The sequence below is a fragment of the Exiguobacterium sp. s70 genome, from assembly GCF_018618315.1.
GTDB classification, from domain to species: Bacteria; Bacillota; Bacilli; order Exiguobacteriales; family Exiguobacteriaceae; genus Exiguobacterium; species Exiguobacterium chiriqhucha.
The window spans coordinates 445,199-459,349 of record NZ_JACSLV010000001.1 but is presented as its reverse complement, the minus strand read 5'-3'; the positions used below and the strand labels follow the sequence as shown (position 1 = coordinate 459,349).

The following is a 14,151-nucleotide window of genomic DNA, read 5'->3' as shown; positions in this document are numbered from 1 at the left end:
GAAAAAGGTTCATCCGTTACCGGATGAGCCTTTTTTTAGTCGCTCATCCGTTGTTTTAGCCGTGCCAACAGATGAGGCGAATCGAGGTCACTGTATCGAATCCCTTCCGCATAACGTTCGTTGCCGTCGATCGTGATTTGCAGCGTGACGGAATGGAAGGGAATCTTGCTCTCGTCGGAAACACGTTTCACGTCCTGCAGTAGAGCGATCACGTCGTCGTATGTATAGGAGTCGTCTTCCGCATATAGGGAGAGGATACCGTAGCGCGCTCCGTAAAATTCGAGGTCGACGGCTTGATCGAGTTGCAAGTGAGTCACATCATCGCGCCAAGCTGAATCAGAGAGTTCGGTCATCACATCGATGCGGTCTGAAAAGGTTGGTGCGATTGTCTGTTGAACGGCAGCGTCATAAGCCTCGCTGATGCGTCGGTATGTGTTTTCCTTTGAGACGACGTCTTCTTCATAGCTGTCATCGACGACATGGCCGCCTCGGGTGATTCGTACCACGAACTCGGTATCGACGCTTGTGTCAGAAGACATCGTCACGTGGTATTTCGGATCGTAGAGTGATAAATACATGACGTCCGATACATGAAGAGACAGATCCGGGTAAGTGACGTTGACATACTCCTGTGCCGTCTCAATTGCGCGTTGCTCCGCTTTGTCGCTCCCGTCAAAGACATACCAGCCCCACCATCCTACAAAGAAGACGCCGAGCATGCCTAAACCGGTCAAGATGTTGTGGATGGGTCGTTTAAACATCATAGTTGCCTCATTTCCAATAACTGGTCTATTTCTAGTATAGTCGGTCGTTTGCTCGTTCACCTCCGTCTACAGAATGAAATGAAGGGACGTCTTTCCGTTAGCCGTCCCTGTTCCATCGACTAACATGACATGTGGATGTGAGGGTTGTATGCTAGCGTCAACAGAAAAAGGACTGATCTTATGGGTCAACTCATCGTGTCACCCGTTGGAACTCCCGCCATCCGATTCGGCGTCTGCCAGCGCTGTCTGAGCACGGACACGCGTTCTTACACATGCTATCACGGGCAGTGCCGCTATTGCCGCAACTGCCTTCATCTCGGTCGCGTCTGTCAATGCGACCGTCTTGCCGAAACGGACATCACGACGCCGCTGGAAACGACCGACCTCGTCATGCCGTTCGAGCTGTCGGGTGACCAGCAGCACGTCAGCCGACAGCTCCTCGCTTGGTGGGCATCTCGGACGAGCGGGCTCGTCCATGCCGTCTGCGGGGCCGGGAAGACGGAGATGACGTTCCCCGTCATCGCGAGCGCCGTGAATGAGGGGAAGCGTGTCCTCATCGTCTCACCACGACGTGACGTCGCCATCGAGTGGGCCGATCGGGTCGAGGCGGCCTTCTCCGTTCCGATCACTCGGCGCTACGGAGGTGGGGACAAGGACACGATTGGGATGATCACCGTCGCGACGGCGCCGCTGCTCGTGAACTTGCGACATGTGTTCGATTACGTTCTCGTCGATGAGTCCGACGCCTTCCCGTTCGCTTTCGACCTCGCGCTCTGGTGGACGCTCCGCCGGGCCGGGAAAGGATTGTTTTTATTCGTGACGGCGACGCCGACCGTCTGGCAACGCCAGTTCCCGACCGTTCATCTGTCCCGGCGCTATCATGGACACGATTTGCCCGTGCCCCGGCTCATCCGTGAGACAGAGCCAGCCATCCTCGACTTCTGTCGCCAGTACGAGGCGTCACCACGTCTGTTGTTCGTCCCGACGAAACCGGACCTCGTCCGTTATGGGGAACTGCTCGCGGCGAACGGGTTCGCCTACCAAGCCGTCTCGGCCGACAGGGACGAGCGGACGGACGTGCTCGATTGGCTCGAGGCGAGGAACGGAATCGTGCTCGCGACATCGATTTGGGAGCGGGGCATGACCGTGACCGGGGTTCACGTCGCCGTCCTCGACAGCAGTCACACCTTGTTCTCGTCCCGCGCCCTCATCCAGATGGCGGGCCGGGCCGGGCGCAAACCGACCGCGCCGACCGGGGACGTCGTCTTCTTTTACGACGAGCGCACGTTCCGCCAAGATAAAGCTATCCGCGAGATTGAAGAGGCGAACCGGCGATGAACTGTCTCGTCTGCCGGAAACCGTTCGCCGTCCCGTGGAGCCCGGCGACGTTGTTGAAGCGAGACTGGGTCTGTCCGGACTGTGAGGGAATGTTGACGCCGCTCGTCGCGGGTTGTCCGCGCTGCGGTCACCCGACCACGGACGGGGCGACGTGTCCTGACTGTATCCGTTGGCTCGCCCTTGGCCTCGACTTGACCGTCCGTTCGCTCTTCGCTTATGACGAGGCGGGAGCGAATTGGCTCCACCGTTATAAGTTCGGCGGCGACGTCGTTCTGGCGAGACAGCTACGCAATGTGCTGCGGGCGACGCGAGAACCAGGGGTCGTCTACGTCCCGATTCCGCTCAGTGAGAAGCGGATGCGGACACGGCGTTTCAATCAGGCGGAGCTGCTCGCAAGGATGATTGGACCGACGGAGCAGGTGCTCGTCAAATCCGAGGTTTCGAGTCAGCGTGAACTTGGGAAAGAAGAAAGGCGGCACCGTACGAATCCGTTCGCTGTACAGCACTTGCCACGCTGTGGCAAAATTGTCCTCGTCGACGACGTCTATACGACGGGGACGACGCTCCATCAGGCGGCGCTCACCTTGCGCCGGGCCGGGGCGGAACAAGTTTCTGCCGTTTGCCTGTTCCGGACGCTAAACAAATTAAAAATGCGTCCGATATAAAGGACAGAGGTGAATGACTGTGGAAGCAACAACTTGTCAAACGTGCGGACGGCTGTTCATGAAACAAAGCCGCTCGCCATACTGCCCATCCTGCGCGGAAGTCGATTTCCAAAACTTCTTGAAAGTCCGGGACTTCATCCGCGAACCCGCCAACAAACAGACGACGATCGGAGCCCTCGTCGAAGCGACAGGCGTCTCCGAACTTGATATCACGCGATACATCCATGAAGGACGCCTGATCATCAAGGACAATCCGTCACTGAACATCGCCTGCATCCGTTGCGGCAATCCGACGAACCAAGGAAAGGTATGCGCGGACTGTCAGACCGACATGCAGCAAGAACTGAAAGGGCTACAAGCCACCGCCACGAAACAGAGCGTTCGCGCTTATCGTTTGGATTAACAACTGAGAAGAGGGGGGACACGTATGCGCATCGATTCTGCAAAGTGGGTACACTTACCGAACACTTACGAGAAGAAAACGCAACCTGAGACGAAGCCCGAGCTGACACACCAAACGGACCAATTATCGATATCGGCCGAAGCCCGCGCCCGATTTGAAGAACCGGTGAAACACCCGGAGCGCCTGGAAAAAATCAACGCCTTGAAGGCGGAGATTAACGCCGGGATGTATTCACGGGACGCGCGCGACATCGCCAAACGCTTTCTACAAGGATGAATGAAAGCGGGGTCCGAGGGAGACCTTCGCATAAATAAGATGGCACGGAAGCTGACTAAACAAGGGACACCCTTTCTTTAGTCGGCTCTTTTTTTGGACAAAGGAGAGACTTATGCTCACATTACATACACGTTTACTCGAACTGGCTTATGACAAAGAACGACTGCTCGTCAACGGGGATATGCCCGCTTTTAGCGCACTCGTCAAGGAAGAGGCGATGATTCTCCGACAAATCAAACAAAAAGAAGCGGAACGACTTCAAGGAACGCTCGTTTTGGACGATGAAGAGAAGGAAGCGTTACGACCGGTCGTTCTCGAGCTGAAACGGCAGAATGAACTGAACGCCGTCCTGCTCGAACAGTCGCTCCGGTATATCGAATGGCATTTGGACATGCTCATGCCAGAGGCAGATGATTTCACGTACGGTCAACAGGCGCTCGAGACGCGCTCGTTCAGCCGGGATGTATAAGGAGGAAGTTTGATGGGTTCAACATTTATGGGATTAGAAACGGCGCGACGCAGTTTAACGACGCACCAATGGGCGCTCCAGGCGACGGGGAATAACGTCGCCAACGCCTCGAATCCGGGGTACTCGCGCCAACGCTTGTCACTCGGCATGACCGAACAACTCAGCGTCAACTTCGGGGGAACGAAGGCCGGGCAGTTCGGGACTGGTGTACGCGGCGAGACGCTCGCCCGAATCCGCGATTTGATGATTGATCAGCAATACCGCGACGAGTCGGTGAAGAACGCCTACTACGCGACAAAAGAGGCGGCGTTCGGTCGGATGGAGGATATCGTCAACGAGCCTTCCGAGACAGGACTCGCCAAATCGCTCGACTTGTTCTGGGCCTCGCTCCAAGACTTGTCGGTCAACCCGGATGATGCCGGCGCACGTAGTGTCGTGCGCCAACGGGCGATGACGCTCGCGGAGACGTTCAACTACATGTCGTCCTCGCTCCAAAAAGTGCAGGCCGACCTCGCCTCAGAAGGTGACGTCGTCGTCAAGAAAGTGAACGACTTGATGACGAAAATCAGTCAGGTCAACCGTCAAATCGGGGATGCGGAGCCGCTCGGCGTGCTTCCGAATGAACTGTATGACGAGCGTGACCGCTATATGGACGAGCTCGCCCAATACATGGACTTCACACGCGTCCCGGTCGACTATACGAACGGTGAGTCGCGCGGTAACTCACAAAAAGTCGCTGAGGGCCGCATCGACATCATCGTCTCAATCAATGGCGTCGACCACAAACTCGTTGACGGCATCAACGGCACGGTCGGATCGTTCGACGGTCTCGATATGACCGATGCAAGCGGAGCGGACGTGGCACTCACGCACGCCACGATGCCGAACGGCAAATGGAAAGCGCTCGTCGAGATGTACGGCACGGACACGCCAGAATCAGGTAGCGTGAACGGCGTCTACGCGACGATGCTGAAAGACTTAGACGAGATGGCCGGCAAGTTCGCCTCGGCGTTCAACACGGCCCACAGCAACAACAGGGACGCCAAAGGAAACGCCGGCACGGCGAACTTCTTCGATGGGACGGCGAGCGCTGCGACGATTAAAGTGAGTAACGCCGTCATGAACAACCTCGACTTGATTGCCGCGTCTCAAGACGGCAATATCGGGGACGGCAGCGGGGCCCTTGCTCTGGCGAACTTGAAGTCGGCTACGCTCAGCTTCGACGGATCGGTCCAGACGGACACGTCGATCGGCAAATACTATCAGAACGTCATCGGCAACATGGCCGTCGCCGCCGACCAGAGCGGACGCCTCGCCAAGAGCACGTTCGCGCTTATGGCGAGCTCGGACCAGCGCCGCCAAGCGGTGAGCGCCGTGTCGCTCGACGAGGAGATGACGATGATGATTCAATATCAACACGCTTATAACGCGGCGGCCCGCAACATCACGGCCGTCGACGAGATGCTCGACAAAATCATCAACGGCATGGGTGTCGTAGGGAGGTAATGCTTGATGCGAGTCACACAGACGATGCTCACACAGACGAACTTGAAACATTTATCGAGCAGTTATAACAAGCTCGCCCAAGTCCAGGAACAGCTCATCAGCGGGAAACGGATTCAGAAGGCGTCCGAGGACCCGGTCGTCGCTATGCAAGGTATGCGCTACCGGACCGAGGTTCGCGAGGTCGACCAGTTCCGCCGCAACGTCAGCGAGGCGACGAGCTGGATGGACTTGACCGATTCGACGTTGAACGAAGTGACGGAAGCCGTCAAACGGATTCGTGAATTGACGACACAGGCGGCAAACGACACATACGAGTCGTCGCAGCGTCAAATCATCCAGAGTGAGGTCAATCAGTTGATTGAACACATCGGCTCGCTCGCGAACGCGAAGTCGGGCGAGAAATATATTTACAACGGCACGAAGACGGACCAGCCGCTCGTCGATATGGACGCCTTGAAGGCGTTCCTTGCCGACCCGAACGGGGACGTCAACAGCATCTACCCAGGCGGGGCACCTGCCGCGAGCGGGAAAGTCGCCTTCGAAGTATCGAAAGGCATCACCGTTCAAGTGAACATGCAGCCGGAGACGGTGTTCGGGAGCGACGTGTTCGCTGGACTCCACGACCTCGTCTCGAAATTGGCCGACCCGAACACGTCTGGTGAAGTGCTCTCGAACGAGCTCGCTGACCTCGACGTCATCGCCCAAAACTTGATTACGGAGCGGGCCGAACTCGGCGCGCGTGCCAACCGGTTAGAACTCGTCGACAACCGCCTGCAAGAACATGAGATTATCGCCAAGACAATCATGTCCGATAACGAGGACATCGACATCGAAAAAGTCATCATGGAGCTTAAGTCTCACGAGACGGTGCACCGGGCCGCACTATCGGCCGGGGCGCGTATCATCCAACCGACGCTCCTCGACTTCCTCCGGTAAGCGATGAATATCGCCCGGCTTGAGATGCGGCAGACGCAGGCCGCCATCCAAATCACGTCGAACCGGCCCCACCTCGAGATGCGGCAAGGCCGGGCCGATGTGTCGATGACGCAAGGCAAGGTCGAGATGACCCAACAGACGACAGGCGGCACGCTCGAGATTGACTCGTCGGTCGCGCGCAGTGAAAGCAACTTGAAAGCCGCACTCGAGCTCGGCCGCCACTTCGGTCAGCTCGGGGAGCAGGCAGCCCGGGAAGCGACATCGACCACGGCCCGGGACGGGGACCGGCTCATGCGCATCGAGAACGGCAACCCGATTGCCGCGATGGCCGCCGAGAAGACGAGCACCCCGTACCCGGTCGTCGACATGGACTTCATGCCGAAGTCGCTCGACCGCGTGAAGTTGACGTATACGCCGGCGGATGTCAAAATCGAGTGGAACCTGACGCCGGCACAGATTGATGTATCACTCACCCCGGCCGACATCTCGTTCACGCCATGGACGACGGACATCTCGCTCCGTCAACAGGCATCGCTCGAGATGTGGCCGGTCGGTGGCATGTATGATGAGACGCGTTGAAAGTGAGGACAACCCATGTTCATTGAGACAGACTATTTTGGCAAAATCGAAGTAAATGAAGACGAGACGATCTCGTTCGTCAGCGAGATTCCCGGGTTCCCGGAATCGAAGACGTTCGCCCTCATCCCGTACGGCGACGAGCTCCCGTTCTGGTCGCTCCAGTCGCTCGAGGATCCGGCCTGCGCCTTCGTCGTGACGAACCCGTTCTGGCACAAGTCGGACTATGCGTTCGAGTTGACCGACGGCGCGAAAGATCAGCTCGGCATCGATGAGGCGGAACACGTCTCGGTGTATGCCATCGTGACGCTCCGCGATCCGTTCGACGCCTCGACGCTCAACTTGAAGGCCCCGATCGTCATCGAGACGAAAGAGCGGCGTGGGAAGCAGGTCATCTTGGATGACGTCTACCCGGCTCGGTTCCCGCTCGGCGGTCAGAAAGAAGAGGTGCGCTGATGCTCGTATTGAAACGAAAACAAGGCGAGGCCATCCATATCGGGGACGATGTGACGCTCACCGTGCTCGCCATCGAAGGCGACCAGGTCAAGCTCGGCATCGATGCCCCGCGCCATATCGATATTCATCGCCATGAGGTGTACGTCCAGATGCAGGCCGAGAACGAATCGGCCCGCGACAGCGCCAACTTGATGAAACAGATGATGCAAAACAAGTCGGAAGCGTGAGCTTCCGGCTTTTTAGCTGTCCTAAAATTTGGATAGGGTGACATGTGTCACTTTTGTACGATAGGATAGGAGGAAAGAAATGGCGGGAGAGGACAAGGCTTGGGTCAAGTCATCAACATCTTTTTCATCAATGTCAGTATCATCTATCTCGTTTTATCGCTGGCCCTGTATCTCATGCGCCAGCTGTTGCCGATTCAGGCAGGTTCTCCTTATGCGGTCCGCATCTGGTTCGGTCTCGCCATGGGGCTCGCGGCCGTACTGTTGACGGTCAACTCGTTTCAAGTCGGAGAGGCACGGGTCGACCTCCGGATTATCCCGCTCGCGCTCTCAGGCGCCTATGCCGGACCGGTCGGAGTCGCCGTCACGATGGGGCTGACTCTTCTCGGTCGCTTCGGTCTCGACGGCATGACCGACCAATTCATCCGCTCGTTCGGCACGCTTGGCTTGTTCTTCGTGTTGTCGCTCGTGTTAAATCGACTGGTGATGCGACGCGGTCACTTGTATTCGGCCTATCTCGTATTCGGGGCCGTGCTCGTCTTGTTTCGGATTGCTGGTAATGTCCCGATCCAAGCGTTCACGACCGTGTTCTTGCCGTATTTCGTCATGACGTTCCTCGGTGGCTGGATGTGTTACTGGGTCGCGAAACAGATCGAGACGCACCTACGCATGTTCCGGCTGCACGCGCAGCGGGCGACGATTGACGAGCTGACGGGTCTCCCGAACCGCTATATGACGCTCGAACGGTTGAACGAGGTCGAGATGTCGGGTCTCCCTTGGGCGCTGTTCGTCATCGATGTCGACCGGTTCAAGCAGTTGAACGATACATATGGCCATCGGGCCGGTGACGCAGCGCTTCATCACATCGGTCAAACGTTACAGGCGAACTGTCCGCCGGACGGCTTCGTCGGGCGCTACGGCGGGGAAGAGTTTCTGATGGTGCTCGAGGATGCCGGTGACGTCCGGTTGATCGCGGACGACATCGTCACGGTCATCCGCGACACCCCGTTCTCGTTCGAAGGGATGCACATCCCGATGACGGTTTCGCTCGGGGCATCGCTCGCCGGGGCCGAGCCGGGCACGGTCGTGTTCGAACGGGCCGACGCCGCCCTTTACGCGGCGAAGACGAGCGGGCGCGATCAAGCAAAAATCGGATAAACAAAAAATCGGTCCCGGGGGGCCGATTTTTTTAGTGGATATTTTTCTTTTTGAACTGGCCGCCCCGGACGTCATGGATATTGCCGATGGCGAGGAACGCCTTCTCGTCATAGTCGTCGAGGATGTCCTTCAATTTCGTTTCTTCTAATCGACTGATGACGGTGAAGACGACTTTCTTGCCGTCGCCCGTATAGGCCCCTTCACCGTGCAAGTACGTCACGCCCCGGCCGAGCCGGTCCATAATGGCCTGACCGATGTCGTCCGGCGCCGTCGTGATGATCCACGCCGCCTTCGACTGGTCGAGCCCCTCGAGCACGATGTCAATCGTCTTGAAGGCGACGAAGTACGTGATGAGCGAGTACATCGCCCGGTCCCAGCTGAAGACGAAGCCGGCCGTCCCGAGGATGAAGATGTTGAAGAACATGACGATCTCGCCGACGGAGAACGGGAGCCGGTCCGTGAACGACACGGCCAAAATCTCGGTCCCGTCGAGCGACCCACCGGCCCGGATGACGAGGCCGATGCCGGCTCCGAGCAGGAAGCCGCCGAACACAGTCGACAACAGCAGGTCGTCCGTGAACGGTTCGATTGTATGAAGCAAAATCGTGAAGCCGGACATGAGCATGATGGCGATCAACGTGACGATGGCGAACGTCTTTCCGATTTGGCGATAGCCGAAGAAGATGAACGGCAAGTTGAACATGACGAGCCAGATGGCGAGCTTCGTCTCCGTCAAATAGGACGTGATGATCGAGACGCCGACGATACCGCCGTCGATGATTTGGTTCGGGACGAGGAACGCCTCGAGACCGATGGCGAAGATGAACGAGCCGATCAACAGGAGTAGCCCCTTGGCGAGGAGTTCGGTCGGTTTGATCGGATTGTGGACACGTTTCAAACGGAGCACTTCCTCCGGAGACGGGGAAGGCATCGGTGGACGCTGCATCGGGGGTCACTCCTTTTTCTTTTCAGTATAGCAAACCTCACACGGGATGAAGCAGAAGAGGCAGACAATCTGACACAAGTTTTTCATCGACACCGAAGATGTTATTCTACTATTTTTTTATGCTAGACTAGGAAAGTTGACATCAAAAGGAGGACGTTACTCATGAAACGTGACAATCGAGCCTGGCTCATGGGCTTTCAAATCATCATGAACATCATCGGCGGAATGATTGCGGCGTATGGCCTCGAGTCGGTGTTGATCCCGAACAGCGTATCGGACGGGGGCATCACCGGAATCAGCATCGTCGGCTCCCAACTGACGGGTATTCCGCTCGGCGTGTTCCTCGGGATTCTCAATCTCCCGTTCGTCTATCTCGGCTATAAGCAGATCGGGAAGAGCTTTGCCATCCTATCGGTCACGGGCATCGCCTCGCTCTCGGTCGGGACACTCATCATGCACCGCGTCCCGACGATCATCGATGGGGATACGCTCCTCGTCACGGTCGTCGGCGGAATCATTCTCGGGCTCGGGATGGGGCTGTCGCTCCGGAACGGGGGCGCGCTCGACGGCATTGACATGCTGGCCGTCTTGTTATCGAAGAAGTTGCCGTTCGGGACGAGCGACTTGATTCTCTTCTTGAACGTGTTCGTCTTCATCGTCGTCTCGACGGTGTTCGGCCTGCAAGGAGCGGTCCTGTCCGCTATCGCCTACTTCATCGCCTCGAAAGTGATTCATATCGTCGAGGAAGGACTGAGCGGTGCGAAGACGTTCAAAATCATTACGAGCGTACCGGACGTCATGGTCGAGACGGTGCGGGACCGGCTCGGCCGGAGCGCCACGCTCAACCAGATTCAAGGCGCGTACTCAAAAGAGTGCTACTACGAGATCACGTGCGTCATCAACCGGCTCGAGGAGCGGAAGATGAAGGAAATCATCAACCAAGTCGACCCGGAGGCGTTCGTCGTCGTGTACGAGGTGTCCGAGGTCAAAGGCGGGAATTTCCGAAAACGCGATATCCATTGAGACGAATCAAGCAGCCGGCGCTGCTTGATTTTTTTTGGTGGAGGCAGGGAAATGCGGGACGGATAGGGAACAAGTGGGGATTCAGAAAGGAGAGACCGTATGCGTCCGCTGTTATTAGGTGTGCTCGCCGCCTTGTTTTTCGCGAGCACGTTCGTCTTGAATGAATCGATGCAGGTCGGCGGGGGCAGTTGGGCGTATAGCGCCTCGCTCCGCTTTCTGTTCATGATCCCGCTGCTCATGCTCGTCGTGGCCGTCCGGGGCGGCATGCATCGGGTGCGGCGTGCCCTTACCGAGACCCCGCTCCCTTGGCTCGTTTGGGGGACGGTCGGCTTCGGCCTGTTTTACGTCCCAATCTGTCTCGCCGCTGAGGTCGCCCCGCCTTGGCTCATCGCCGGCACGTGGCAAGTGACGATTATCGCCGGGGCGCTGTTGTCACCGCTGTTCCGTCGGAGTGACGGGACGCGGGAACGGATCCCGTGGACGGCGCTCCGTTTCTCGGGACTGATTCTGTTCGGCGTCGTCTTGATGCAAGTCGAGTTCCTCGCCGATTTCGAGCCGCGCTTTCTGTGGATTGGGGTGGTACCGGTGTTGATTGCCGCGTTCGCCTATCCGCTCGGCAACCGGAAGATGATGGCCCACACCGACCTCGACGTGTTTGAGCGCATCCTCGGCATGTGTATCGGCTCGCTCCCGGTCTGGCTCCTGTTGTTCGGCTACGGGCTGACGACGGGGGCACCTACGAACTCGCAACTGACCCAGACGCTCCTCGTCGCCCTCTTGTCCGGCGTCGTCGCGACGGTGCTCTTCTTCAAGGCGACTGACCTCGTCAAACACGATATGGGGAAACTGGCCACGGTCGAGGCGACCCAGGCGCTCGAGGTGTTGTTCGCGCTCATCGGCGAGCTGATTTTCCTTCAGGCGCATTTGCCGTCCGGGTTGTCGCTCGTCGGCATCTCGCTCGTCATGGTCGGGGTCGTCCTGCATAGTCGTAGCCAATTCAACGTAAAGGAAAGTTTGGTGCCGGCGGCGAATCGATATGACAAGGAGGGATGAACATGTCCTATGGATTGATTGGGAAACTGACGGCCGTACCAGGTGAGCGCGAGACGCTACTCGCGATTTTGCTCGAGGCGGCTACGGCGATGGAACGAGAACCGACGTGCGCGGCGTACCGGGTGAACGTCTCGCTCGACGATGAGTCGATTGTCGTCTATGAGGTGTGGGCAAGTATGGAGGCGCATCAACAATCGCTGTCGCTTGAGACGACACAGACGTTGATTGGGAAGGCGAAACCGATTTTGGCCAATATCGAGCGTCTTGCCGTGTTCGAGCCAAGGAACGGTCATTAAAAAAATCCACGTCCGAGGACGTGGATGGCGGGTCATGCTTTCGTTAAGCTGCCTTTGACTTGCTCATAAAACTCGTCCATCATTCCAGTCCGGCTACCGAGCTGGCAGATGAGTTCGAGCGTCTCTTTATAGAACTTTTTGACGAGTCCTTTGTTTTTGATGCCTTCCATCGACGCCATCGTCTTGTCGAGGTTTTGGAGAATTTCTTCAATCTGATCGTCCGAGTCCGGTTTCACGACCGTCATATTGTCCGGGATTTTGACGACTTTGTCTTGCTCCTGGTGACGGAACGACGCGCCGAAGCCAAGGTTCTCGATGAACAAGTGCGGCATCACTTTCTGACCGAAGAACTGCTTATGCCATTCCGTCGCTTTCATCGTGTCCATGTCCTGTTTGAACGTGGACGCCGTCGAGACGTACTTTCTGAACAGGTCGGTCATGAACTTCTCGATGACCGGGATTTGAAGGGCGAAGACGTTCTTTAAGAGCGCGTCGAGCTGTGCGCGTGACAATTGTTGTTCGTTTGACATGTCAGTTCCTCTTTTCTATAATGCGATACTTTTATCGTATGGGATTGCGGAACGTGCGTCAACGCATCCCTAAACATTTTTTCAGAATATTTAATGATTTACGTTCATTTTGTGCGATAATCGTCTCATGGCTAGACCAAAGAGGAGTGAATCCATATGAACAAAACAATGAAGTGGGCGGTCGCGCTCGGCGTGACGGGTGCCCTCGTCGCAACGGTCGGTGTCGTTTCGTCCCGGGGGCGGACTGACGATACGACGCAGACGATCCGTGACCGTGAGCTCGGTTATGAGATCATTCTCCCATCGAAAATCGTCGAGGCGATTGAGCGCGGGGACGTCTATATCGAGAAGGCGCAGGACGTCGTCGATGTCGGCGACAAGAACAGCTACGGCACGTTCGACCTCTACTATAACGTCGAGGACGGCGACGACCAGTTGTTGTTCCATTTGGACTTGATTGACCGTGAACTATCGGAAGAGGCGTTCGCCCAGGAAGTCGGCTACGGCAACTACCTCGGTGCGAGCGACAAGACGTTCTTCTGGGTCGAACCGACCGAGGCCGTCCCGGGTGCCGAGGCGCACACGGATGAGATCACCGAACTGCTCGAGATATTACCGGAGCTTGAATTCCGGACGTTATGAGTCCGCCCGCTGCGGCGGGCTTTTTCGGTTATGCTACAATATGACGTGAGGTGATTTCATGAATTGGACAGTAGAAGAAGTGAGACAGGCAGTACAAGTAGGGGTGCTCGAGGAAGCTGTCAACGCACATGACAAGATTGACGTGAAACTTGGACACGTAGCGGTCGGTCAGAACGACTACGCCGTCTATGATGACGACACGCTCGTCGGGTATATGGTGCTTTTCCCGTATCTCCCGAACGAGTATGAAGTGAACGCGCTCGTGCATCCGGACTATCGGAAACAAGGCGTCTTCAAGGCGCTCTTTGAAACGGCGAAACAGGACGCGAAACAGAATGGCTGTGAAGCGTTCACGTTCGTCATCGATCGCAAATCGAAGGACGGCAAGGCGGTCATCGACCATCTTGGCGCGGCGTACCAGTTCTCAGAATATAACTTGGTCCTTAAAAAAGCCGAGCTGTTCTTGAAGCCGGACGAAGTGTCGCTCCGCGAGGCGACGGACGCCGACCGTTCGCTCATCATCGAGACGCTCTCTGAAGCGTTCGGCGACCCCGTCGACGTGACGGAGAACATCTATCAACAGATCGATACGCCGGACCGCGTGACGTACATCGGTGAGGTCGACGGTCGTCCGATCGGGGTCATTCGTGCCCTCCTTTCGGGCGAAGATGCCGGTAGCATCCACGCGTTCGGCGTCAAGGCGGACGAGCAAGGCAAAGGTTACGGCACGAAGATGTTGAAGCAGATGGTCCAGCAACTGTTCCGCATGGGCCGGACGAAGCTCGAGCTCGACGTCGAGACAGAGAACAAAGCCGCGCTCGAGATTTACAAGCGAGCCGGGTTCGCTGAAAACGGCGGCTATGAGTTCTATCTATTAGAACTGTGAGGTG

At 57.0% G+C, this 14,151-nt stretch carries 19 protein-coding genes; 16 read left to right on the top strand and 3 right to left on the bottom strand.

The window, feature by feature from the left end; all coding sequences use genetic code 11:
* Positions 1-35 precede the first annotated feature (35 nt).
* Positions 36-761, bottom strand: a complete 726-nt coding sequence (locus KNP84_RS02345) for a hypothetical protein (RefSeq protein ID WP_215114140.1) — start codon at positions 759-761, stop codon at positions 36-38.
* Positions 762-944: 183 nt separating this feature from the next.
* On the opposite strand from KNP84_RS02345, the gene KNP84_RS02340 reads away from it, so the two are divergent.
* From KNP84_RS02340 to KNP84_RS02290, 11 genes are all read left to right on the top strand, one after another.
* Entirely contained in the window at positions 945-2,102 is a 1,158-nt protein-coding gene (locus tag KNP84_RS02340; protein ID WP_215114139.1) for a helicase-related protein, read from the top strand.
* Positions 2,099-2,767 (top strand): ComFC family protein, encoded by a 669-nt coding sequence (locus KNP84_RS02335; RefSeq protein ID WP_215114138.1) that lies wholly within the window; start codon positions 2,099-2,101, stop codon positions 2,765-2,767. The genes KNP84_RS02340 and KNP84_RS02335 overlap by 4 nt, the downstream gene beginning before the upstream one ends.
* 58 nt (positions 2,768-2,825) lie before the next feature.
* A complete protein-coding gene (locus tag KNP84_RS02330) occupies positions 2,826-3,170 on the top strand; it encodes a hypothetical protein (protein WP_021066555.1) in 345 nt (114 codons plus the stop codon).
* A 24-nt stretch (positions 3,171-3,194) separates the two neighbouring features.
* Complete coding sequence (locus KNP84_RS02325; RefSeq protein ID WP_215114137.1) at positions 3,195-3,446, top strand: flagellar biosynthesis anti-sigma factor FlgM; 252 nt, start codon at positions 3,195-3,197, stop codon at positions 3,444-3,446.
* A gap of 112 nt (positions 3,447-3,558) precedes the next feature.
* Positions 3,559-3,915 carry a flagellar export chaperone FlgN gene (flgN, locus tag KNP84_RS02320; RefSeq protein WP_215114136.1) on the top strand — a complete coding sequence of 119 codons (357 nt, stop codon included), beginning with the start codon at positions 3,559-3,561 and terminating at the stop codon, positions 3,913-3,915.
* A 12-nt stretch (positions 3,916-3,927) separates the two neighbouring features.
* A complete protein-coding gene (gene flgK, locus KNP84_RS02315; protein ID WP_215114135.1) occupies positions 3,928-5,421 on the top strand; it encodes a flagellar hook-associated protein FlgK in 1,494 nt (497 codons plus the stop codon).
* Between the two features lie 6 nt (positions 5,422-5,427).
* On the top strand, positions 5,428-6,357 hold the full coding sequence (flgL, locus tag KNP84_RS02310; protein ID WP_058764211.1) for a flagellar hook-associated protein FlgL: 930 nt from the start codon (positions 5,428-5,430) through the stop codon (positions 6,355-6,357).
* Between the two features lie 3 nt (positions 6,358-6,360).
* Positions 6,361-6,936, top strand: coding sequence for a DUF6470 family protein (locus tag KNP84_RS02305; protein ID WP_215114134.1), 576 nt, complete (start codon positions 6,361-6,363; stop codon positions 6,934-6,936).
* A 15-nt stretch (positions 6,937-6,951) separates the two neighbouring features.
* Positions 6,952-7,389 carry a flagellar assembly protein FliW gene (gene fliW, locus KNP84_RS02300; protein ID WP_215114133.1) on the top strand — a complete coding sequence of 146 codons (438 nt, stop codon included), beginning with the start codon at positions 6,952-6,954 and terminating at the stop codon, positions 7,387-7,389.
* Entirely contained in the window at positions 7,389-7,616 is a 228-nt protein-coding gene (csrA, locus tag KNP84_RS02295; protein ID WP_021066562.1) for a carbon storage regulator CsrA, read from the top strand. The genes fliW and csrA overlap by 1 nt, the downstream gene beginning before the upstream one ends.
* Before the next feature lie 99 nt (positions 7,617-7,715).
* Positions 7,716-8,771 (top strand): GGDEF domain-containing protein, encoded by a 1,056-nt coding sequence (locus KNP84_RS02290; protein WP_251131107.1) that lies wholly within the window; start codon positions 7,716-7,718, stop codon positions 8,769-8,771.
* 31 nt (positions 8,772-8,802) lie between these two features.
* Here the strand turns inward: KNP84_RS02290 and KNP84_RS02285 are convergent, their stop codons facing one another.
* Positions 8,803-9,717, bottom strand: coding sequence for a YitT family protein (locus tag KNP84_RS02285; protein WP_214716470.1), 915 nt, complete (start codon positions 9,715-9,717; stop codon positions 8,803-8,805).
* Between the two features lie 162 nt (positions 9,718-9,879).
* Between KNP84_RS02285 and KNP84_RS02280 the strand changes: the two genes are divergently transcribed.
* From KNP84_RS02280 to KNP84_RS02270, 3 genes are all read left to right on the top strand, one after another.
* Positions 9,880-10,740, top strand: coding sequence for a YitT family protein (locus KNP84_RS02280; protein ID WP_215114132.1), 861 nt, complete (start codon positions 9,880-9,882; stop codon positions 10,738-10,740).
* A gap of 99 nt (positions 10,741-10,839) precedes the next feature.
* Positions 10,840-11,793, top strand: coding sequence for a DMT family transporter (locus tag KNP84_RS02275; RefSeq protein WP_215114131.1), 954 nt, complete (start codon positions 10,840-10,842; stop codon positions 11,791-11,793).
* A gap of 2 nt (positions 11,794-11,795) precedes the next feature.
* Complete coding sequence (locus tag KNP84_RS02270) at positions 11,796-12,089, top strand: putative quinol monooxygenase (RefSeq protein WP_215114130.1); 294 nt, start codon at positions 11,796-11,798, stop codon at positions 12,087-12,089.
* A gap of 32 nt (positions 12,090-12,121) precedes the next feature.
* Here the strand turns inward: KNP84_RS02270 and KNP84_RS02265 are convergent, their stop codons facing one another.
* Positions 12,122-12,619, bottom strand: coding sequence for a hypothetical protein (locus tag KNP84_RS02265; protein ID WP_029595011.1), 498 nt, complete (start codon positions 12,617-12,619; stop codon positions 12,122-12,124).
* Between the two features lie 156 nt (positions 12,620-12,775).
* Between KNP84_RS02265 and KNP84_RS02260 the strand changes: the two genes are divergently transcribed.
* Together KNP84_RS02260 and KNP84_RS02255 are read left to right on the top strand one after the other, a co-directional pair.
* Positions 12,776-13,261, top strand: a complete 486-nt coding sequence (locus tag KNP84_RS02260) for a hypothetical protein (protein WP_215114129.1) — start codon at positions 12,776-12,778, stop codon at positions 13,259-13,261.
* A 58-nt stretch (positions 13,262-13,319) separates the two neighbouring features.
* Positions 13,320-14,147: a GNAT family N-acetyltransferase gene (locus tag KNP84_RS02255; RefSeq protein WP_215114128.1), complete on the top strand. Its 828-nt coding sequence runs from the start codon at positions 13,320-13,322 to the stop codon at positions 14,145-14,147.
* Positions 14,148-14,151 lie beyond the last annotated feature (4 nt).

Coding starts and splice junctions, on each gene's coding strand:
- KNP84_RS02345 (WP_215114140.1), bottom strand. CDS start 761: ATGTTTAAACGACCCATCCACAACATCTTGACCGGTTTAGGCATGCTC.
- KNP84_RS02340 (WP_215114139.1), top strand. CDS start 945: ATGGGTCAACTCATCGTGTCACCCGTTGGAACTCCCGCCATCCGATTC.
- KNP84_RS02335 (WP_215114138.1), top strand. CDS start 2,099: ATGAACTGTCTCGTCTGCCGGAAACCGTTCGCCGTCCCGTGGAGCCCG.
- KNP84_RS02330 (WP_021066555.1), top strand. CDS start 2,826: ATGAAACAAAGCCGCTCGCCATACTGCCCATCCTGCGCGGAAGTCGAT.
- KNP84_RS02325 (WP_215114137.1), top strand. CDS start 3,195: ATGCGCATCGATTCTGCAAAGTGGGTACACTTACCGAACACTTACGAG.
- flgN (WP_215114136.1), top strand. CDS start 3,559: ATGCTCACATTACATACACGTTTACTCGAACTGGCTTATGACAAAGAA.
- flgK (WP_215114135.1), top strand. CDS start 3,928: ATGGGTTCAACATTTATGGGATTAGAAACGGCGCGACGCAGTTTAACG.
- flgL (WP_058764211.1), top strand. CDS start 5,428: ATGCGAGTCACACAGACGATGCTCACACAGACGAACTTGAAACATTTA.
- KNP84_RS02305 (WP_215114134.1), top strand. CDS start 6,361: ATGAATATCGCCCGGCTTGAGATGCGGCAGACGCAGGCCGCCATCCAA.
- fliW (WP_215114133.1), top strand. CDS start 6,952: ATGTTCATTGAGACAGACTATTTTGGCAAAATCGAAGTAAATGAAGAC.
- csrA (WP_021066562.1), top strand. CDS start 7,389: ATGCTCGTATTGAAACGAAAACAAGGCGAGGCCATCCATATCGGGGAC.
- KNP84_RS02285 (WP_214716470.1), bottom strand. CDS start 9,717: ATGCAGCGTCCACCGATGCCTTCCCCGTCTCCGGAGGAAGTGCTCCGT.
- KNP84_RS02280 (WP_215114132.1), top strand. CDS start 9,880: ATGAAACGTGACAATCGAGCCTGGCTCATGGGCTTTCAAATCATCATG.
- KNP84_RS02275 (WP_215114131.1), top strand. CDS start 10,840: ATGCGTCCGCTGTTATTAGGTGTGCTCGCCGCCTTGTTTTTCGCGAGC.
- KNP84_RS02270 (WP_215114130.1), top strand. CDS start 11,796: ATGTCCTATGGATTGATTGGGAAACTGACGGCCGTACCAGGTGAGCGC.
- KNP84_RS02265 (WP_029595011.1), bottom strand. CDS start 12,619: ATGTCAAACGAACAACAATTGTCACGCGCACAGCTCGACGCGCTCTTA.
- KNP84_RS02260 (WP_215114129.1), top strand. CDS start 12,776: ATGAACAAAACAATGAAGTGGGCGGTCGCGCTCGGCGTGACGGGTGCC.
- KNP84_RS02255 (WP_215114128.1), top strand. CDS start 13,320: ATGAATTGGACAGTAGAAGAAGTGAGACAGGCAGTACAAGTAGGGGTG.